The sequence below is a fragment of the Xanthobacter sp. SG618 genome (assembly GCF_012932745.1).
Taxonomy (GTDB): Bacteria; Pseudomonadota; Alphaproteobacteria; order Rhizobiales; family Xanthobacteraceae; genus Xanthobacter; species Xanthobacter flavus.
In genome coordinates this window covers 163,059-183,211 of record NZ_JABBHL010000003.1, presented here as the reverse complement: position 1 = coordinate 183,211, position 20,153 = coordinate 163,059, and the positions used below count along the sequence as shown (strand labels likewise).

Genomic DNA, 20,153 nt, shown 5'->3' with positions numbered 1-20,153 from the left:
TAGCGGAATGAGCATTCCGACGCCTCGCGGCCTTCTCATCGCCGCCCCGCGCTCGGGCTCGGGCAAGACGACCGTGACGCTCGCCGTGTTGGCGGCACTGCGGCGGCGGGGCAGGGTGGTGCGGGCCATCAAGTCCGGGCCGGATTATATCGACCCCGCCTTCCATGCCGCCGCCACCGGCCGGCCGGGGCTGAACCTCGACAGCTGGGCCATGCCCCCGGCGCTGCTGGATCATCTGGCCGCGCTGGCGGGGGAGGGGGCGGAAATCGTCATCGGCGAGGGGGCCATGGGCCTGTTCGATGGCGTGGCTGTGGAAAAGGGCCGCACCGGCGCGGGGGCGGATGTGGCGGCCCGGCTGGGCCTGCCGGTGCTGCTGGTGCTGGATGTCTCCGGCCAGTCGCAGACGGCGGCGGCGGTGCTGCGCGGTTTCATCGGGCATGATCCGGCCGTGCGCATCGCCGGGGTGGTGCTGAACAAATTGGGCAGCGAGCGGCACGAGCGGATGATCCGGGAGGCGGTCGCGCCCCTCGGTGTGCCCGTGCTCGGCACTGTGCCGCGCACGGCGGACATCGTGCTGCCCGAGCGCCATCTCGGCCTCGTGCAGGCGGGGGAGACGGACGATCTGCCCGCCCGCCTCGCCGCGCTGGCCGATCTCGCCGAAGCCCATCTCGACCTCGACGGCATAATCGCCGCCGCCGCGCCGCTTCAGGCCGGGGCGGGGGAGGGCCGGGGAAACAACACGGCGCTGCTGCCGCCGCCGGGCCAGAGGATCGCGCTGGCGCAGGATGCGGCCTTCGGCTTCGTCTATGCCCACATGCTCGCCGGATGGCGGGGGCAGGGGGCGGAGATCGTGCCCTTCTCGCCGCTGGCGGACGAGGCGCCGGACGCGAATTGCGACGCGCTCTGGTTGCCCGGCGGCTATCCGGAGCTTCATGCCGGGCAGCTCGCGGCGGCCGAGCGCTTCCGCGCCAGCGTCCATGCCTTCGCGGCGGCGGGAAAGCCGGTGCATGGGGAGTGCGGGGGCTACATGGCGCTGGGCGCCGGCCTCGTCGATGCAGAAGGCGTACGCCATGCCATGCTCGGTTTGCTGGAGCTGGAAACCAGCTTCGCCAAGCGCCGCATGAATCTGGGCTACCGGCAGGCGCGCCTCATGGCCCCCTCGCCGCTGGGGCCGGAGGGGTCGTTCGTGCGCGGCCACGAATTCCACTACGCCACCGTGCTCTCGCGCGGGGCCGACCAGCCCCTCGCCGATCTCTCGGACGCCGAAGGCCGTCCCCTCGGCCCTGCGGGCAGCCGCCGGGGCAGCGTCACCGGCAGCTTCTTCCACGCCATCGCGCGGGGGTAGGAATTCCCGCTGCGGACGGCCAAGGCGACGGTCAACCGCCGCCTTTCCGCTCCGGGCCGCCTCGGGTCGGGCTCAGGCGCTTCTGGCCGTGAGCGCCAGGATGCGCTTGGCGACCAGCACCGAGAAGGGAATGGCGATGAGCGCGCCGACGCCGGCGGCGATGGGAATGAGGCGCATGTCCTGCCCGGCCAGAGAGGGAAGGGCCAGAACGGTCAGCACCGCGGCACCCGCAAACACGGTCGCGAGCATGAGCCAGACGAGAATCGCAATCTTGAGCATGACGAAGCTCCCGCGGGCAGACGTTCAACTTCTATCCCCTTCCCCAACGGCGCCTTTGATGCGGATCAACGGGAGATGGCCGCCGCGTTTCGCATGCGTTCAGAGCATGACCGGATTGGCCGAAGCGGCGTTATAGTCCTCAGAGGCGCGCCGGTCCGCGGGGCCGCAAGCACGCCCGGTTCCCCACGGGAGGGACGCGATGCAGTGCCAGAACAAGGAAGACGATTTCCGCCAGGCCGTCCTCGATATCGTCGGCGGCAAGGAAGGTCAGGCCATCATCATCCAGGTGGTCGGCGGCAACACCATCACCGGCTTTGCCCCCCTGAGCATCGGCAAGGACTATCTGCGCTGCCAGGTGGCGGCGGGGACCGGGCAGAAGGAGCAGATCGTGCCCTTCCACTCCATCACGTGCGTGCGCTGAATCCTCTGCGTGCGCTGATACCGACCCACTGGTCCGGCTCCGGCTGATCGTATATCCCACGGGCGCCGTCGCGCCCGGCACGAGCGCGCGCCCTTCGGCAGCCCACGGCCGGAGGCAGCAAGACCCAAGGAGCATGTCCATGGCCGCCACCCAGCCCGCCTTCAAGTCCGAGGCCCACCGCTTCACCCTGCTGCGCGACAAGATGCTCATCGGCGGCGCCTGGGTGGATGCCGATGGCGGCGAGACCATCTCCGTCAACAATCCGGCCACCGGCGAGATCATCGGCACCATTCCGAAGGCGGGCGCCGCCGAGACGCGCCGCGCCATCGAGGCCGCCGCCGAGGCCTTCAAGAGCTGGCGCGCCACCACCGCCGCCGAGCGCGCGGGCAAGCTGCACAAGCTCGCCGACCTGATCCTCGCCAATGCCGACGAGCTGGCGCTCATCCTCACCACCGAGCAGGGCAAGCCGCTGGCCGAGGCCAAGGGCGAAATCGGCGCCTCGGCCGCCTATGTGCGCTGGTTCGCCGAGGAAGCCCGCCGCCTCTATGGCGACGTGATCCCCTCGCCGTGGCCCAATCGCCGCATCCTTGTCACCAAGGAGCCGGTGGGCGTGTGCGCGGCGGTGACGCCGTGGAATTTCCCCTCCTCCATGCTCTCGCGCAAGATCGGCGCGGCGCTGGCGGCGGGCTGCACCGTGGTGTGCAAGCCCTCCGAGCTGACCCCCTATTCGGGCCTTGCCTGGGGCGTGCTGGCGGAGATGGCGGGCATTCCGGCGGGTGTCGTCAACATCGTGGTGGGCGATGCGCCGTCCATTGGCGGCGAGATGACCTCCAACCCGGCGGTCAAGAAGGTGACGTTCACCGGCTCGACGCCCGTCGGCAAGCTGCTGATGAAGCAGTCCGCCGACACCATGAAGAAGATTTCCCTGGAGCTGGGCGGCAACGCGCCCTTCCTCGTCTTCGACGACGCCGACCTCGACCTTGCCGTGGAGCAGGCCATCGCCTCCAAGTATCGCAACGTGGGCCAGACCTGCGTCTGCGCCAACCGCTTCTACGTGCAGGCGGGCATCTATGACGCCTTCGCCGCCAAGTTCGCCGAGGCCTCCAAGAAGCTGAAGGTGGGCAACGGCGTGGACGAGGGCGTGGTGGCCGGCCCGCTGATCGACGCCCGGGCGCTCGCCAAGGTGGAGCGGCTCCTTCAGGACGCCCTCGACAAGGGCGCCAGCATCCTCACCGGCGGCAAGCAGCCGGCGCTGGGCGGCACCTTCTTCGAGCCCACAGTGCTCGCCAACGCCACGCAGGACATGGCCTTCGCCCGCGACGAAATCTTCGGCCCGCTGGCGCCGCTGTTCAAGTTCGAGACGGAGGAGCAGGCGGTCTCCTACGCCAACGCCACCGAATACGGCCTCGCCTGCTACTTCTTCACCAAGGACCTCGGCCGCGCCTTCCGCGTCTCCGAGCAGCTGCAGTATGGGCAGGTGGGCGTCAATGCCGGCGTCATCACCACCGAGGTGGCGCCCTTCGGCGGCGTGAAGGAGAGCGGCGTCGGCCGCGAGGGCTCTAAGTATGGCTGCGACGACTACCTGAACATCAAGTACGTCTGCATGGGCGGCATCTGAGGCAGGAGAGCCGCCCGGCAACCCGAACAAGCGTCATGCCCGGCCTTGTGCCGGGCATCCACGTCGGGCCGATCGAAACAATTATCCAAAATGTGTTCCCGGCCTCGCCACGTGGATGGCCGGGACAAGCCCGGCCATGACGGCGGTGGCCGGCGCCCTCACGCCTCGAAATTGAAGGCGATGCCGATCCGGTTCCAGGCGTTGATGGTGGCGATCGCGACGGTGAGGAACATAGCCTCGTCCGCGGAGAACTCTTCCAGCACCGCCTCCCAGGCGTCCTGCGAGGCCGCGCCGGTGCCGAGCAGCGTCAGCTCCTCGGTCCAGGCAAGCGCCGCCTTCTCCCGCTCGGAGAACGCGGAGGCCTCCTCCCAGGCCGCCAGCAGGTCCAGCTTCTCCTGTGGCACGCCGGCCTTGCGGGCGACGCCGAGATGGAACTTCAGGCAGAAGGCGCAGCCATTGAGCTGCGAGGCGCGCACCTTCACCAGCTCGGTCAGCCCCTTGTCGAGGCCGGTGGCGTCCACGCCCTTGGTGAGGGCGGCGAGGCCGGCATAGATATCGGGCGCGCGCTCGGTGAACGCCTTGTAGGTGGGGCGGGCAAAATCTTCGGACATGGGTGCCTCTTGGGGGTCAGCTCTTGAGCCGGTAGCCGGTGCGGAACATCCAGCGCACGATGAGGAGGCAGGCGATGAGGAAGGCCAGCGTCATGGCCGCGCTCACCTCCACCCGCACGTCGGCGGTGCCGAAGAAGCTCCAGCGGAAGCCGGCCACCAGGTAGACGACGGGGTTGAACAGGGTGACGGTCCGCCACACCGGCGGCAGCATGTCCAGCGAATAGAAGGTGCCACCGAGGAAGGTGAGGGGCGTGATGACCAGCATGGGGATGAGCTGCAACCGCTCGAACCCGTCCGCCCAGATGCCGATGATGAAGCCGAACAGCGAGAAGGTGACGGCGGTGAGCACCAGGAAGGTCAGCATCCAGAACGGGTGCCGCACCTCCATGGGCACGAACAAAGCGGCCGTGGCGAGGATGATGAGGCCGAGCAGAACCGATTTCGTCGCCGCCGCCCCCACATAGCCCGCCACGATCTCGAACGGCGAGACCGGGGCCGACAGCAGTTCGTAGATGGTGCCGGTGAAGCGCGGGAAGTAGATGGCGAAGGCCGCGTTGCTGATGGATTGCGTCAGCAGCGTCAGCATCATCAGGCCGGGCACGATGAAGGCGCCATAGGGCACGCCCCCCACTTCCGACATGCGCGAGCCGATGGCCGAGCCGAACACGACGAAATAGAGCGAGGTGGAGAGCACGGGCGAGACGATGCTCTGGCCGATGGTGCGGCGCGTGCGGTTCATCTCGTAGGTGTAGATGGCGCGGATGGCTGGCAGATTCACTTGCAGGTTCACGAGCGCCTCACCAGGCTGACGAAGATATCCTCGAGCGAGCTTTGCTCCGTGTGGAGATCGCGGAAGGCGATGCCCTCGGCGGACAGCGCCTCCAGAAGGGCGGTGATGCCGTGGTCGCGGCCTTCGCTACCCTCGGCGGTTGTGACATAGCTGTAGGTCAGGCAGCCGCCGCCGTCGGACAGGGTCAGGTTGAACGGGGCAAGGCGCGCCGGGATGGTCGCGAGGGGGGCGTTCAGCTCCACCGAGAGCTTCTTCTTGCCCAGCGTCTTCATCAGCGCGGCCTTCTCCTCCACGAGGATCAGCTCGCCCCGGCTGATGACGCCCACCCGGTCGGCCATCTCCTCGGCCTCTTCCAGATAGTGGGTGGTGAGGATGATGGTGACGCCGGAATCGCGCAGCTCGCGCACGAGGCGCCACATGTCGCGCCGCAGCTCCACGTCCACGCCCGCGGACGGCTCGTCGAGGAACAGCACCTCCGGCTCGTGGGCCAGCGCCTTGGCGATGAGCACGCGCCGCTTCATGCCGCCCGAAAGGGTCATGATGCGCGAATCGCGCTTCTCCCAGAGGGAGAGGCTGCGGATGACCTTCTCCACATAAGCGGGATCTGGCTTCTTCCCGAACAGGCCGCGGGAGAAGCTCACGGTCGCGAACACGCTCTCGAAGGCTTCGGCGGTCAGCTCCTGCGGCACGAGGCCGATGCGCGAGCGGGTCTCGCGATATTGCGCGACGATGTCGAAGCCGGACACCGTGACGCTGCCCGCCGTGGGCTTCACGAGGCCGCAGATGATGGAGATGAGGGTGGTCTTGCCCGCGCCGTTGGGGCCGAGAAGGGCGAAGATCTCGCCGCGCCGGATATCCAGCGAGACGTTGTTGAGGGCCGTGTGGCCCGTTGCGTAGGTCTTGCTGAGGCCTGAGACGGTAATGACGTTCGGCATGGGCGCCTTATAACGCGTTCCGCCCGGGCGTGGACCCGGGCGGATGTAAATTCTAAATTCGCGTGGGTGTCCGAAGCGCGTGCGCTCAGGTCTCCTGAATGGCGCTGAGCAGCCACGGGCCGGCGCCGAACGGGCCGCGCTCGCGCACGAAGGTCCAGATTTCCGTCGTCTCGCCCACGGCGTCGGAGCCGGAGGTGACGCGGCCGGTGGTGCGGTCCACCATCTGGTCGCGGATGGCGTAGCGCAGCGCCACGCTGACGTAATCGCGCATGCCCTCGCGCCAGGCCTCGGCCACGTCGCCCTGCAGCAGCTTCACGTCGGAGACCTGATTGCGCAGGCCCTTCTCCGCATTGTCGCGCAGCTCGTCGCCAAGGAAGCCGAACATTTCCGGCGTGGTGTTCGCCTTCAACTCGCCCTGGTCCTCGCGGGAGAAGGCGGTCTGGATGGTGGAGAGCAGGCGCTCGAACGTGTCGAGGTCCGCCGGCAGAACGCCGATCTCGTCCGTCTTGCCGCCCCGGGCCGGAGGAGCGGACGGCTGGGGCGGAACCGGGCTACCGGCCATTCCGGTGCCCAATCCACCGCCCATGCCATAGCCGGACATCGGGCCGTTGTTCATCGGAGCGCCGGGGTTGGGCCCGCCGGGGGTGGGACCACCGGGCATCGGCCCGCCCGACATGGAGCGGCCGTAGCCGGCGGCGGCCGGGGTCGGGTTGCGGCTGCGCAGGAAGCGCATCACCAGGAAGATGACGCCGGCGATGAGGGCCACCTGCAGCAGGAGGCCGAGCATGCCCGCCATGCCGCCGAGGCCGCCGCCGAACAGCATGCCCACGAGGCCGCCGATGAGCAGGCCGCGCATCAGCGCGCCGCCGAAGCCGCTGCCGAACATGGAGGGGCGCGCCGCCGTCTGAGGCCGGGCGGCGGGATTGGTGGCCTGCGGGCCGGGCTGGGGCGTGGTGGAGCGCTGGATAGGCGCCGCGGTGCTCGGGGCGGTCTGGGTCGGGGCCGGCGACTGGAAGGTCCGGGTGCCCCGGCTGCCGAAGGAGCCGCCCTGCCGCGCGTCGGCCTGATCGGCGACGACGAGGCTCAGCGCCATCGCGACGGCGATGGCCGCAATCCCGGAAACCTTGCGCGAACCCTTGCTAAATCTAGACATCTGTCCTCGATCCTCCCGCGCGGCGACTTCCGCACCGCTGCGCATTCCCTCGGACATATGGGAGGCTCGGAGCGTTTTGCGAGGGGCGGCCGCGCGATAATTTCCCTTACGTCATGTGCGCCACCCTGGCACCGGGACAACCGTGCCGTCGGGAGAGGTCGCGCTTTCCCGCCGGTGGATCGCACTGCTAAGGTCCGCCCGCCCCCGGACGACCGAGTTGCGGAGATCGTGATGCCTGCCTTGGAGATGCCTGCCCTCTATTCGCGCGCCTCGCGCCCCGGCACCCGTCACAGCCTCGCCGCCCTCTTCGCCGTCCCCCTGCTGGCCGGCGCCCTCCTCGCCGCTTTTCCCGCGAAGGCGGAGCCGCTGGGGGTCACGGTGCGGAACGAGAGCGTCAACGCCACCTGCGCCGAGACCGACAACGTGACGCTGAAGCTGGTGTCGGACAAGGTGCAGAAGTTCAACATCAGCGTGCGCCACCCCGCCTATCTCGGCATGCTGCTGGTGGACAACACCGATCCGGACTGGGAAACCTGCGACATGTCCGGCGATCCGGTGGTGCCGGCCGATGCCAAGGCCCCGCAGCCGCCCACCGCCGCGCCTAAGCGCATCACCATCTTCGAAACGCCGGACATGTGGCTGACCGGCTTCGTCTTCCCCACCTTCTGGCGGGCGGCGACCGTGCCCTTCCGTATCGGCGGGGACGTGACGCAGGGCCTCCACATGGTGCAGCTCTGGGTGCGCGCCGAGGGCAAGGCCGAGGAGGTGCTGGTGGTCTACCCGCCGGACGGCTACTGGCGCGCGCGGCCCATGTCGCCGGCCCACATGCGCGACACCGCCTATGGCTCGTCTTTCCTCGTCGGTCCGGTGGAGCAGGCCGAGCGGCCCATCGTGCGGCTGAAGGAAGTGGATTTCGCGCCGCAGACCCGCACCTTCACGCTGCATTTCGCCGCCGGGGGCAAGGCGCGGATGCAGGTGGTGAAGGCGGGGTCGGATGAAGTGCGCCTGGAGGTCCAGCTCGACGGCACCCCGCCCGGCACCTTCGCCGCCTTGCGCTCCATGTATGTGACGGAGGGGAATGCGGACGTCGCCCGCGTCGCGTGGCGCAGCCTGGGCAGCGGCAAGGGCGGCGCCGGGGGCATTATGGGCGAGGCGCCGGTGCTCTCCTTCGCCGATGCGCAGAACGCCTCCATGCTGTGGGCCGGCCGCCTCGTGCCCTCGCGTCACAATACCAGCGCGCCGGATTTTATCTTCGACGGCTTCCAGGGGCGCTGAAACGACCTTATGATACCGTCGTTTGTTGCATTTTGCGATTCATGCGAAAACCATGATCCGCGATGCACCTTGAATGGCATGGCGGCTGACGCGTAAGTCGTGTTTGCGGCGAGGACGGGAGGGGTCTTTGGCCGCGATCCAGCGTGCCGGTCCCGACAGGGAGCGGCCGGCCCTCATCAAGGTGAGATGCGCCCGTACACCATGCAGCCCGTGGGCCCGCCGACGGTGAAGCCGCCGGTTCCCCCGGCCCCGGACAGCCCCACCGGAACGGACGCGCCCGCGTTCGCGCCGCCGGGTCCGCCTGCGCCGCGCGGGTCCGCCGCCGATCTCGTCACCGACCTCACCCTCTTCGCCCTGTTCTATGGCGGCTTGCTCATCGCCTTCACCGAGATGGGCCGCCGGCTCGGCGTCTATCCGGCGGTGTGGCCCACGGACGCGCTGGCGGTGGGCGTCTATTTCCTCATGTTCCGGGATGCGGTGGGGCGGCTCTCCGCCGTCGTCGCCCTCGTCTCCATCGTCGTCCATCTGGTGGCGTTCGGGCATGATGTCGGCACGGCGCTGGCCGCCGGTTGCGCCAATGCGCTGACCTTCGCCCTGGTGGGCTGGGGCTGCGTGCGCGCGGGCATGGAGCGGGGGGCGCTGCGCAGCGTGCCCATGGTGGTCAGCCTCGGCGTGGTCGCTGTGGCCGGCACGCTGCCGGGGGCGATCATCACCGCCTTCGTCCAGTTCATCGACACCAATGGCGCGTTCGGCCCGCTGCTGTTGGGCTGGTGGATTCCCGAAATGGCGAGCGTGGTGCTGCTGCTGCCGCCCTTCCTGCTGTGGCACGGGCGCGCCGAAGACGTGGGCCTGCGCGGCAGCGAGGGCAGCCGGCCGAAATTCTCCCGCGAGGAGGAGCTGGCCTTCGCCAGCCTCACGCTGGCCGCGTCGCTGGTGGCGAGCGCCTATTATCGTGAGCCGCTGCTGCGCGACCTCGGGGGCGCCATCCTCCTGTGGTTCGCCTTCCGCCTCGGCCTGTTCGCCACGGCGGTGGCCTCCAGCGCCTATGCGCTGGCCGTGCTGGGGCTGGGCATGGCCCAGGTCTGGCCGCAGCCGCTGCTTTTGACCGATCTCGTTGCCACCATGCTGCGCCTTCAGGCGCGGCTCGTGCTCGTCATGCTGCCGGCGCTGCTGATCGCCGCCATCATGGCTCAGCGCAGCCGCCAGCAGCGCGAGGTGCAGGAAGACCGCCGCCGCCTCGCTTATGCGCTTGAAGGCGCCAATGACGGCATCTGGGACTGGCACCTGCCGTCCGACGCCGTGTTCTTCAGCGCCCGTGCCCACCGGATGCTCGGCCTCGACCCCGACCACGCGAAGAAGCGGCTGACGGACTATGGCGAGGTGGTCCATCCCGAGGACCTGCCCGCCGTCGCCAAGTCGCTGAAGGACCATGCGGAGGGCCGGCACCTGCTGTTCCAGGCGGAGATGCGGGCGCGGCATCGCAACGGCAGCTGGCTGTGGGTGCTGGTGCGCGGCAAGATCGTCGAGCGCGATCCGGTTGGCCGGCCGACCCGGGCGGTGGGCACCGTCACCGACATTTCCCAGCGCAAGCATCTGGAAGCCGCGCTGGAGCACGCCGCCTCCCACGATCCGCTCACCGGCTTGTCCAACCGCGCCGGTTTCGACCGGGCGCTGGAGCAGGCGCGCCGCCGCCTCGTGCGCGACGGCGCGCTGTTCGCGGTGGTGCTCATCGACATCGATTATTTCAAGTCGGTCAACGACCAGCACGGCCACATGGCTGGCGATCTGCTGCTGACCACCGCGGCGCGGCGGCTGCAATCGGCCATCCGCGCCGGCGATCTCGTGGCCCGCTATGGTGGCGACGAGTTCGCCATCATCGCTGCCGGCAAGAGCCGGGAGGAGTTCGCCGCCATGGCGGACCGCCTGCACAAGCACCTGTCGCGGCCGGTGGAGGTGGAGGGGCTGGCGCTGCCGTCCTCCTTCTCCCTCGGCATGGCGGTGGCGGATGACCGCACGCTGGATGCCGCCGCCCTCATCGCCGAGGCCGACGCGGCGCTTTATGCCGCCAAGGATGCCGGCCGCGGCACCTGGCGCGCGGTGGGCATCGCCGCCCGCACCGCCGAGGAAGCCGCCCACGAGACCCCGCGCCGCCAGATGCTCCCGCATTCCGGCCTGCGCGCCGATCGCCGCCCGCCGCTGTAGCGGGCGGCGTCCCGTGCTCACCCGAGGGCGAGCACGGCCTCCGCTTCCAGCACGCCGCCGGCGCCGCCATTGACGACCTCTTCCAGCCCCTTGGCTTCCACCGCGAGATTCTCCGCGAAGAAGCGCGCCACCGTGATGCGGGCGGCGAGGCGCGGATCGGTGGCGCCGGCCGCGCGCTCGGCATAGGCGGCGAGAGCGGTGCGGGCGAGGAAGGCGCCGCCGGCCGCGCGGGCATAGAGCCGCAGATAGGGGGTGGCGGTGGCCAGCGCCTTGGCCGGCTCGTCGGCCACGCGGTCCAGCATCACCCGTGTCGCGCGGCCCAGCGCGTCCACGGCCTCGGCGAGGCGCGGGCCGGCATGGCCGAAGTCGGGCGCGTTGAGGGCCGAGACCTCTTCCGCCGTCTCGCGATAATCGGCGATCAGCGCGTTCACCACATCGCCGCCATCCTGGGGCAGCTTGCGGGTGACGAGATCGATGGCCTGGATGCCGTTGGTGCCTTCGTAGATGGCGAAGATCCGGGCGTCGCGCAGGTGCTGGGCGGCGCCCGTCTCCTCCACATAGCCCATGCCGCCGTGCACCTGGATGCCCAGCGACGACACCTCGATGCCGGCATCGCTGGAGAAGGCCTTGGCCACCGGGGTCAGCAGGCTCGCCTCGGCCAAAGCGGCGGCGCGGGCGATGGGGTCGGGCAAGAGGCGCGAGCGGTCGAGCGCGTCGGCGGTCTTCAGGCAGAGCGCGCGGGCGGCGTCGGTCTCGGCGCGCATGGTGAGCAGCATGCGCTTCACATCCGGATGGGCGATGATGGGGGCGGAGCCCTCCACCCCCGGCGCCTTGCCCTGCCGGCGCTCCCGGGCAAAGGCGAAGGCGCGTTGGGTGGCCCGCTCGGCCACCGCGACGCCTTGCACGCCGACGGCGAGGCGGGCGTTGTTCATCATGGTGAACATGCAGGCGAGGCCGCGGTTTTCCTCGCCCACGAGGTAGCCGATGGCGCCCTCGCCCTTCTCGCCGAAGGTCATGGTGCAGGTGGGCGAGCCGTGCAGGCCCAGCTTGTGCTCGATGCCGGCGCAGACCGCATCGTTGCGCGCGCCGAGGCTGCCGTCTGCATTCACCAGGAATTTCGGCACCACGAACAGCGAGATGCCCTTGGTGCCGGCGGGGGCGTCCGGCAGGCGGGCGAGCACGAGGTGGACGATGTTCTCGGCGATGTCGTGCTCGCCATAGGTGATGAAGATCTTGGTGCCGAAAATGCGGTAGGTGCCATCCGCCTGCTTCACTGCCTTGCTGCGCAGGGCGGCGAGGTCCGAGCCCGCCTGCGGCTCGGTGAGGTTCATGGTGCCGGTCCAGGTGCCCGAAACCAGCTTGGGCAGGAAGATGTGCTGCAGCTCGGCCGAGCCGTGGGCGGTCAGCGCCTCGATGGCGCCGAGGGTGAGCACCCCGCAGATGCCGAAGGCGGGGGAAGCTGCATTCCAGAATTCGGTGAGCGCCGAGGTCACGGAGGTGGGCAGGTTCTGGCCGCCGAACTCCTCCTCCGCCGCGACGCCGCTCCAGCCGGCCTCGCTCCACGCCTCATAGGCGGCGCGCATGCCCTCGGGCGTCGTCACGGCGCCGTCCTTGAGGGTGCAGCCCTGCTTGTCCGCCACGCGGTCGAAGGGGGCGATGACGGAGCCGGCGAACTTGCCGGCCTCGTCCAGCACGGCATCCACCACGTCGAAGGAGAGGTCGACGAGGCCCTGGGCCATCAGGCTGGGAAGCGAGGTGGACGTCTTGAGGAAATAGGAGACCTCTTCCACCGGCGCGCGATAGCTCACTGGACCCTCCCTTAAGGTTTGGGACGCCGGCTTGACCGCTCCGGGCGGGCACGCTCTAAGCACGGCGATTGCCGGTCTCCCACATCGCGGCGCCGGCCTCCTACGTCAAGAGGCGCGCCCTGACCCATTGGTCGGGGGGCGCGGGTTCCAGCCATGGCCGTGTCCGCTCCCGATCGCTCCACCCGGCTCCTCGACGCCCATGCGCCGGGCGCGGTGGAGGAGGCCGCGCGGCTGCTGGCGGCGGGCGGGCTGGTGGCCTTCCCGACCGAGACGGTCTACGGCCTCGGCGCCGATGCCGCGAACCCGGATGCGGTGGCCGCCCTCTATGCCGCCAAGGGCCGCCCGGCCTTCAACCCGCTCATCGCCCACACCGCCGATGCCGCCGCCGCCCGCCGCCTCGGCCTCTTCAATGATGCGGCGGCGCTGCTTGCCGAGCGCTTCTGGCCGGGCCCGCTGACTTTGGTCGTGCCGTTTGCGGGAGGTGAGGGCGTGTGCGACCTCGCCCGCGCCGGGCTCGACACGGTGGGCCTGCGCGTGCCCGATGATCCCGATGCGCGGGCGCTGCTCGCAGTCTTCGGCGGCGCGGTGGTGGCGCCCAGCGCCAATCGCTCCGGCCATGTCTCCCCCACCGAGGCCGGCCATGTGATGGACGACCTTTCCGGCCGCATCGATGCGGTGCTGGATGGCGGGCCGACGCCCGTGGGGGTGGAATCGACCATCATCGACTGCACCGGCGCCGATCCCGTGCTGCTGCGCCCCGGCGGGCTGGCGCGGGAGGAGATCGAGGCGGCGCTGGGCCGGCCTTTGCTGCTCCCGGTTTCCGAGAGCGATGCCGCGCCTTTGGCGCCCGGCCGTCTCGCCTCCCATTACGCCCCGCGCGCCGCGCTGCGGCTCAATGCCGGCGCGGTGGCGCCCGGTGAGGCGCTGCTCACCTTCGCCGGCGCCCGCCCGCCCGGCAGCGCGGCGGCGGCTCTCGTTCTCGACCTCAGCCCCGCCGGCAGTCTCACCGAGGCGGCCGCCCGGCTCTATGGCGCCCTGCGCAGTCTCGATGCGGCGGGCGTTGACGCCATCGCCGTGGTTCCCCTGCCGCGGGAAGGTCTCGGCGAAGCCATCGCCGATCGCCTCGCCCGCGCCGCCGCACCCCGTCCCCCCTCCGATCGCGAGATGCCGCAATGACCACCCAGACCCTCGACGTCGACGGCCTCACCATCGCCATCGGCCACGCCACCGACGCCGATACCGAGGCGCTGGCGGCGCTGTGGGAGCGGGCGGGCCTTACCCGTCCGTGGAACGATCCCCATGCCGACATCGCCCTGGCCCGGCGCGGGCCGCATTCCACCATTCTGGTGGCGCGGGAAGGCGGGCGCAGGGAGGGCGAGGGCATCTTGGGCTCCGCCATGGTGGGCCACGACGGGCATCGCGGCTGGGTCTATTACCTCGCGGTGGAGCCGGACCTGCAGGGCCGCGGCCTCGGCCGGGCGCTGCTGCGCGCGGTGGAAGACTGGCTGCGCGCCCGTGCCATCCCGAAGCTCATGCTGCTCGTGCGCCCGGACAACGAGAAGGTCCGCGGATTCTATGCCGCCGAGGGCTATCTGGAAGAGCCGCGCATCGTCTTCTCCCGCCGCCTCGACGGGAATTGAAATAGTGAAGTTGGGCCCGCGCCGCACCCAAAGGGATGAGGCCATTGGGCCGTGCGGCGGCAATAGTCTTGATCCGGCGCAACATCCTCCCGGTGTCGCTGGAATATGGTATGGCACAAGAAAGAACGTAAAGATTGCGCCAAGGGAGGGCGTTCCGATCCATGTCCACGCTGCTCGTCACCCATCCCGCTGGTCTCAGCCACGCAACGCCTGCCGGTCACCCCGAGCGCGCTGACCGGCTCCGCGTGCTGGATCGCATCTTCGAGCAGGAGAAGTTCTCGCACCTTGTGCGTGATCTGGCGCCGCGCGGCGAGCGGGAGGACATCATCCGGGTGCATCCGGCGGACTTCGTGGATGCCATGGGCGAGGCCGTGCCGCAGGACGGGCTGGTGCGCATCGATTCCGACACCATCCTCTCGCCCGGCAGCTGGGAAGCCGCCCTGCGCGCGGTGGGTGGCGCCTGCTTCGCGGTGGATGAGGTGATGGAAGGCAAGGTCACCAACGCCTTCGTCGCCATGCGCCCGCCGGGCCACCATTGCGAGACGCGCAAGCCCATGGGCTTCTGCCTGATGAACCAGGTGGCCATCGCCGCGCGCCATGCGCAGGCGAAATACGGGCTCCAGCGCGTCGCCATCGTGGATTTCGACGTCCATCACGGCAACGGCACGCAGGAGATCTTCTGGGCCGACGACAGCGTGCTCTACTGCTCCACCCACGAGATGCCGCTCTATCCCGGCACCGGGGCGCAGGGCGAGACGGGCGCGGTGAACACCATCGTCAACGCGCCGCTGCGCTCGGGCGACGACGGCGCGGTGTTCAAGGAGGCGATGGAGACGCGCATCCTGCCGCGCATCACCTCGTTCGCGCCGGACCTGATCCTGATCTCGGCCGGCTTCGACGCGCACGTGCGCGATCCGCTCGCATCGCTGCGTCTCGTGGACACCGATTTCGGCTGGATCACGCGCCGGCTGATGGAGATCGCCGACAAGAAGTGCGAGGGCCGCGTGGTCTCGCTGCTTGAGGGCGGCTACGACCTGGAAGGCCTCGCCACCTCCGCCGCCGCCCACGTCACTGCCCTGATGCACGGCTGAGGCGGGGCTAAGGCCCGGGAGCCCGGTTCGCGCGTTCCCCAAAAAGCCCGCGCGGCGCCTGAGCGAAAACCACGCAAAAACCCGCGCGGCGCCGGTCATGGACCGGCGCCGTCGCTTTTACTGCCGATAGTGCTGGATGCGCGTGGTGCGCAGGCCGGGCAGGCCGTGGCGGTCGATGGAGGCCTGCCACGAGAGGAATTCGTCCACGGTGAGGGTGTAGCGCTTGCAGGCTTCCTCAAGGGAGAGGAGCCCGCCGCGTACGGCTGCCACCACCTCCGCCTTGCGGCGGATGACCCAGCGCCGCGTATCCGGCGGCGGCAGGTCGGCGATGGTGAGGGGTCCCCCGTCCGGCCCGATCACATATTTGACCCTCGGCCGATAGGCATCGGTCATGTCTACGCACCTGTTACTCAAACCAACTCCGATGAAGATGGCAGGTGCCGATGAAGACTTTGCTAAAGCATGGAAATAAAAGGATTTTTACTTGTCTTAATGGGGCCTGAACAGGACCTTCCCGAAGCGTAAACACAAGGCTCAGCTTTCGCATTTTGCGAAGCGGGCAAGTTTTCGGGTCATGGTGTTGAAAAGAAAGGCGGCTCGGGCTTGGCCGCAGTGCGACGCCGGGGCGGGGAGACGCCGGGGATTCAGCACTTGTTCAGCTGTCTTAATGGATCACGAAGTAATGATTGGGTGCCGGCGGGGGCCGTGCGTGCGCTGCAATAAGCGTTTTGTTGGCCCGGCGTCGCGGGGGGTGGCCTTTAACTCACCGCCCTCACGTCCCGGCTTGTAAGGGGCATCACCTTCCCTTCACCGCCGTCATGCCCGGGCTTGTCCCGGGCAACCACGTCGGGCCGACGGGACGATGGACGCAGATGTGTTCCCGACCGATCCACGTGGATGGCCGGGACAAGCCCGGCCATGACGGTGGTTTGGGGCGGGGAGGGTGGCGCAGGGCGGGAAAGGCCGCCCTGTCGGTCCTAGGCCTGCGACGTGGCCTGCCGGCCGCTCACATAGGCGCGCCAGCCGCCCAGGGCGGTGATTTCCTCGGCCTGGGCCACCGCATGGGCTTCGCAGAGGAAGCCGGGCACTTCCGAGCCGTCCTCCAGCCGGAGCTTGCCCACCCCCAGCGGGGCAGGGATGGCGGCGACGAAGCGGCCGAAGGCGGCCGGCTCCAGCGCCCACACCTCCACCTCCAGCCCAGGCCCGGAAAAGCCGGGGGCGCGCACCACGCCGGGCTTGCGCGGCGTGGTGTCGGGCAGGACGAAGAGGCGATAGTCCGGCGCGGTGCGGCAGCTCTTCACCAGCACGCCGCCGGCGCCGGTGAGCTCGCCGTTGAGGGGCATTCCCGTGAGGTGCGCGCCCACCACGGCGATGGGCACGGCATCCGGCGGGAGAGAGGCGCGAGCGCCGCTGAGCGGGGTCTCGTTGGTCATCTTGGTCCTCACACGGTTTCGAGCACGCAGACCACATCGCCCGAGCGGACGGTGCGGCCCGGCGCGGCGCGGACCTCGCGGACGCGGCCGGCGGCGTGGGCGGTGATGGAAATCTCCATCTTCATGCTCTCGATGATGGCGATGGTGTCGCCTGCGGCGACCACCGCTTCCTCCTCCACCAGCACCTTCCAGACATTGCCCGGCACGTTGGCGGCGACGCCGAAGCAGCCCTCGGGCATCTCGCCCTCGCTGAAGGGGCCGGCGCCGTCCTCCACGACGAAGCTGTCCAGCCCCTCCGCCTTCCAGCGCGCTCGCTCCGCCTCGAAGGCAGCCTGCTGGCGCGCTTTGCCGGCGGTGATGGCGCCGGAATTGGCGGCAAGGTTCGCCGCATAGTCCGCATAGGAGAAGCGGCTGTCCTCGATGCGCACGGGATAGGCCCCGTGCGGGAAGGCGGCGCGCGCTTCCATCAGCTCCTGGTGGGACACCGGGAAGAAGCGGATCTCGTCGAAGAAGCGCAGCAGCCAGGGATTGTCGCGGAAGGCGGGGGTCCGCCGCCAGGTGTTCCACATCTGGATGGTGCGGCCGAACAGCTGGTAGCCGCCGGGCCCCTCCATGCCATAGATGCACATATAGGCGCCGCCGATGCCCACCGCGTTTTCCGGCGTCCAGGTGCGGGCCGGGTTGTACTTGGTGGTCACCAGCCGGTGGCGCGGATCGATGGGGGTCGCCACCGGCGCGCCGAGATAGACATCGCCAAGGCCGAGCACCTGATAGCTGGCGCCGAAGATGATGTCCTTCACCGCCTGCTCGTCTTCGAGCCCGTTGATGCGGCGGATGAACTCGATGTTGTCGGGGCACCACGGCGCGTTGGGCCGCACCAGCTCCTGATACTTGCGCATGGCGAGTTGCGCCTGCGGGTCGTTCCAGGAAAGGGGCAGGTGGACGACGCGGCTCGGCACCACCACGTCCTCCGCCGCCGGCAGGCCCTTCTCGATCTCCGCGAGGGCGTCGAGCAGCTTGGTGCGGGGCAGGTTCGCCCCGTCATAGTGGATCTGCAGGGAGCGGATGCCGGGGGTGAGGTCGATGAGGCCGGGCAGCTTCGCGGCCTGAACCGCCTCGGCCATCAGATGCGCGCGCAGGCGCAGGGCGACGTCGAGATGCATGTCGCCGAACTCGACGAGCAGATTGTCGTCGCCCTGCCGGCGATAGACCACGCGCACCGGCCCGTCCTCATGGATGGCGAGGATGGGGGAGGAGGTCTCCTCCGGCGCGCCGGTGATGGCGGGGCCGGCGATGGGGTCTTCCGGCCGGGGCAGGGGGATGAAGCGCACGCGGTCGCCGGGCTTCAGCTGGCCCATCTTCCACTGCTCGTCGCGGGCGATCACCGCCGGGCAGACGAAGCCGCCGAGCGAAGGGCCGTCCGGGCCAAGGATGATGGGCATGTCGCCGGTGAAATCGATGGCGCCGATGGCATAGGCGTTGTCGTGGAGGTTGGAGGGGTGCAGCCCCGCCTCTCCGCCGTCCGTGCGCGCCCAGCGGGGCGTCGGCCCCATCAGGCGCACGCCGGTGCGGGCGCTGTTGAAATGCACCTCGTAGGTGGCCGAGAACAGGTCGGCGATGTCGTCCGGCTGGAAGAAGTCGGGCGCGCCGTGGGGGCCGTAGAGCACGCCGATCTGCCAGTCGCGGGTGAGCGGGGCAGGGGCGGGCACTTGCGTCGCCGGGCCGGTCGGACGCGTGGATGCGGGGGCAAGGTGCAGCGCATCGCCCGCCTTCAGCGTGCCGGTGGCATGGCCGCCGAACTGGCCGAGCGCGAAGGTCGCCCGCGAGCCCAGCACCACCGGTGCCTGGAAGGCGCCGGCCACCGCCAGATAGGCCCGCTGGCCGGCACCCTCGATGGTGCCGATGGCGAGCATCTGCCCCGCCTTCACCGGGAAGGCGGCATCATGCGGCACCGCCGCGCCGTCGAGCTTGGCCGGCATCAGGGCGCCGGAGAGGGCGACCGTCGCATCGTCGTGGAAACGCAGGGTTGGGCCGTTGACGGTCATTTCCAGCGCGCAGGCGGTCTCTTGATTGCCCACGAGGGCATTGGCGCGGCGGAAGGAGTGCTCGTCCATGGGGCCGGATGGCGGCACACCCACGTGCCACAGGTTCAGCCGCCCCGGCAGCTCCTGAAGGCTGGACTGGGCGCCGGGGACGACCACTTCCATGCTGGAGGGCCGGAAGGCGAAGTCCTTCAGCGCGGTGGTCGCCACCTTGCCGGAGGCGAGGAGGTCGGACGCGGCGATGGCGGAGAGATACTGAAGGTTCGTCTCGATGCCGCAGATGGAGGTTTCCGACAGCGCCTTCTGCAAGGCGGCGATGGCGCCGGGGCGGTCGTCCGCCGTCACGATCACCTTGGCGAGCATGGGATCGTAGAAGGGCGTCACCTCCGTGCCGGTCTCGATCCAGCCGTCGATGCGCGCCCAGTCGGGGAACTTCACTTCGGTGAGGAGACCGGCGGAGGGCTGGAAATTGGCGTGGGGGATTTCCGCATAGACGCGCACCTCCATGGCCGCGCCCTTGGGGGAGAGCGGGCCGGCGGAGGCGATGGGGTCTTCGCCCGCCGCCTGGCGGATCATCCATTCCACGAGGTCGATGCCGAAGACCGCCTCGGTGACGGGATGTTCCACCTGCAGGCGGGTGTTCACTTCGAGGAAATAGAACTCCTGCCGCGCCGGGTCGTAGATGAACTCCACCGTGCCGGCGCTCTCATATTTCACGCTCTCGCCGAGCTGTACGGCGGCGGCGTGGAGGCGGGCGCGTACCGCGTCTGAGAGAAGGGGGGCGGGGGTCTCCTCCACCACCTTCTGGTTCCGCCGCTGGAGCGAGCAGTCGCGCTCGCCCAGCGCCACGACCTTGCCCTTGCCGTCGCCGAAGATCTGCACTTCCACATGGCGCGCCTCGGAGACGAAGCGCTCCAGATAGACGCGGGCATCGCCGAAGGAGGCGCGGGCCGTGCGCTGGACGCGCTCGAACACGTCCTTCAACTCGTCGGGCGTGTGGCACAGCTGCATGCCTATGCCGCCGCCGCCGGCGGTGGATTTCAGCATCACCGGATAGGTGATGGCCTCGGCCGCCGCCAACGCCTCCTCGGCGCTGTCGAGCAGGTCGGTGCCCGGCAGCAGGGGCACGCCTGACGCCTTGGCCAGCTCGCGCGCCGTATGCTTGAGGCCGAAGGCTTCCAGATGTTCCGGCTTCGGCCCGATGAAGGCGATGCCTTCCTCCGCGAGGCGGCGCGCGAAGCGCACATTCTCGGACAGGAAGCCGTAGCCGGGATGCACCGCCTGCGCCCCCGTCGCCTTGCAGGCGGCGATCACGGCATCGACGTTCAGATAGCTCTCGGCGGCCGGCGCCGGGCCGAGGCGCACGGCCTCGTCCGCCTCCAGCACGCCGCGGGTGAAGCGGTCGGCGTCGGAGTGGACGGCCACGGACCTGATGCCCATGGCCCGCGCGGTGCGGATGACGCGCCGCGCGATCTCGCCACGATTGGCGATGAGGATTTTCGAGAACATC

Annotated in this window: 16 protein-coding genes and 1 pseudogene; 8 read left to right on the top strand and 9 right to left on the bottom strand. The window is 69.6% G+C overall.

The features are described from left to right. The first annotated feature begins 7 nt into the window (after positions 1-7). Positions 8-1,345, top strand: a complete 1,338-nt coding sequence (locus tag FHT36_RS10220) for a cobyrinate a,c-diamide synthase (protein WP_169122404.1) — start codon at positions 8-10, stop codon at positions 1,343-1,345. A 72-nt stretch (positions 1,346-1,417) separates the two neighbouring features. Here the strand turns inward: FHT36_RS10220 and FHT36_RS10215 are convergent, their stop codons facing one another. Next, positions 1,418-1,624 carry a hypothetical protein gene (locus FHT36_RS10215; RefSeq protein WP_169122403.1) on the bottom strand — a complete coding sequence of 69 codons (207 nt, stop codon included), beginning with the start codon at positions 1,622-1,624 and terminating at the stop codon, positions 1,418-1,420. Positions 1,625-1,823: 199 nt separating this feature from the next. Between FHT36_RS10215 and FHT36_RS10210 the strand changes: the two genes are divergently transcribed. Further along, positions 1,824-2,045, top strand: coding sequence for a hypothetical protein (locus tag FHT36_RS10210; RefSeq protein ID WP_169122402.1), 222 nt, complete (start codon positions 1,824-1,826; stop codon positions 2,043-2,045). A 139-nt stretch (positions 2,046-2,184) separates the two neighbouring features. Continuing rightward, complete coding sequence (locus tag FHT36_RS10205) at positions 2,185-3,663, top strand: NAD-dependent succinate-semialdehyde dehydrogenase (protein WP_407077065.1); 1,479 nt, start codon at positions 2,185-2,187, stop codon at positions 3,661-3,663. 158 nt (positions 3,664-3,821) lie between these two features. Here the strand turns inward: FHT36_RS10205 and FHT36_RS10200 are convergent, their stop codons facing one another. The 4 genes from FHT36_RS10200 to FHT36_RS10185 all read right to left on the bottom strand — a co-directional run bounded on the left by FHT36_RS10200 (position 3,822) and on the right by FHT36_RS10185 (position 7,152). Beyond that, positions 3,822-4,274, bottom strand: a complete 453-nt coding sequence (locus FHT36_RS10200; RefSeq protein ID WP_169122401.1) for a carboxymuconolactone decarboxylase family protein — start codon at positions 4,272-4,274, stop codon at positions 3,822-3,824. Between the two features lie 16 nt (positions 4,275-4,290). Next, on the bottom strand, positions 4,291-5,052 hold the full coding sequence (locus FHT36_RS10195) for an ABC transporter permease (protein ID WP_169122731.1): 762 nt from the start codon (positions 5,050-5,052) through the stop codon (positions 4,291-4,293). Between the two features lie 8 nt (positions 5,053-5,060). Beyond that, entirely contained in the window at positions 5,061-5,999 is a 939-nt protein-coding gene (locus FHT36_RS10190) for an ABC transporter ATP-binding protein (RefSeq protein ID WP_169122400.1), read from the bottom strand. 85 nt (positions 6,000-6,084) lie between these two features. Then, positions 6,085-7,152: a TIM44-like domain-containing protein gene (locus tag FHT36_RS10185; RefSeq protein WP_169122399.1), complete on the bottom strand. Its 1,068-nt coding sequence runs from the start codon at positions 7,150-7,152 to the stop codon at positions 6,085-6,087. 231 nt (positions 7,153-7,383) lie between these two features. Here FHT36_RS10185 and FHT36_RS10180 point away from each other — a divergent pair, with 231 nt between their 5' ends. Next, positions 7,384-8,427, top strand: a complete 1,044-nt coding sequence (locus FHT36_RS10180; RefSeq protein WP_169122398.1) for a hypothetical protein — start codon at positions 7,384-7,386, stop codon at positions 8,425-8,427. A gap of 201 nt (positions 8,428-8,628) precedes the next feature. Then, entirely contained in the window at positions 8,629-10,629 is a 2,001-nt protein-coding gene (locus tag FHT36_RS10175; RefSeq protein ID WP_169122397.1) for a diguanylate cyclase domain-containing protein, read from the top strand. 17 nt (positions 10,630-10,646) lie between these two features. Here the strand turns inward: FHT36_RS10175 and FHT36_RS10170 are convergent, their stop codons facing one another. Then, positions 10,647-12,437, bottom strand: coding sequence for an acyl-CoA dehydrogenase (locus FHT36_RS10170; RefSeq protein ID WP_169122396.1), 1,791 nt, complete (start codon positions 12,435-12,437; stop codon positions 10,647-10,649). Positions 12,438-12,590: 153 nt separating this feature from the next. On the opposite strand from FHT36_RS10170, the gene FHT36_RS10165 reads away from it, so the two are divergent. From FHT36_RS10165 to FHT36_RS10155, 3 genes are all read left to right on the top strand, one after another. Continuing rightward, positions 12,591-13,613: an L-threonylcarbamoyladenylate synthase gene (locus FHT36_RS10165; protein ID WP_169122395.1), complete on the top strand. Its 1,023-nt coding sequence runs from the start codon at positions 12,591-12,593 to the stop codon at positions 13,611-13,613. Beyond that, a complete protein-coding gene (locus FHT36_RS10160; protein ID WP_169122394.1) occupies positions 13,610-14,077 on the top strand; it encodes a GNAT family acetyltransferase in 468 nt (155 codons plus the stop codon). The genes FHT36_RS10165 and FHT36_RS10160 overlap by 4 nt, the downstream gene beginning before the upstream one ends. A 161-nt stretch (positions 14,078-14,238) precedes the next feature. Then, positions 14,239-15,168, top strand: a complete 930-nt coding sequence (locus FHT36_RS10155; RefSeq protein WP_169122393.1) for a histone deacetylase family protein — start codon at positions 14,239-14,241, stop codon at positions 15,166-15,168. A 117-nt stretch (positions 15,169-15,285) separates the two neighbouring features. On the opposite strand, the gene FHT36_RS10150 is transcribed toward FHT36_RS10155, so the two are convergent. From FHT36_RS10150 to uca, 3 genes and pseudogenes are all read right to left on the bottom strand, one after another. After that, complete coding sequence (locus FHT36_RS10150) at positions 15,286-15,561, bottom strand: DUF1153 domain-containing protein (protein ID WP_012113328.1); 276 nt, start codon at positions 15,559-15,561, stop codon at positions 15,286-15,288. A 584-nt stretch (positions 15,562-16,145) separates the two neighbouring features. Continuing rightward, positions 16,146-16,547: pseudogene (locus tag FHT36_RS10145) on the bottom strand (amidase); the annotation flags it as partial. A gap of 62 nt (positions 16,548-16,609) precedes the next feature. Continuing rightward, positions 16,610-20,152: an urea carboxylase gene (uca, locus tag FHT36_RS10140; protein ID WP_169122391.1), complete on the bottom strand. Its 3,543-nt coding sequence runs from the start codon at positions 20,150-20,152 to the stop codon at positions 16,610-16,612. Position 20,153 lies beyond the last annotated feature (1 nt).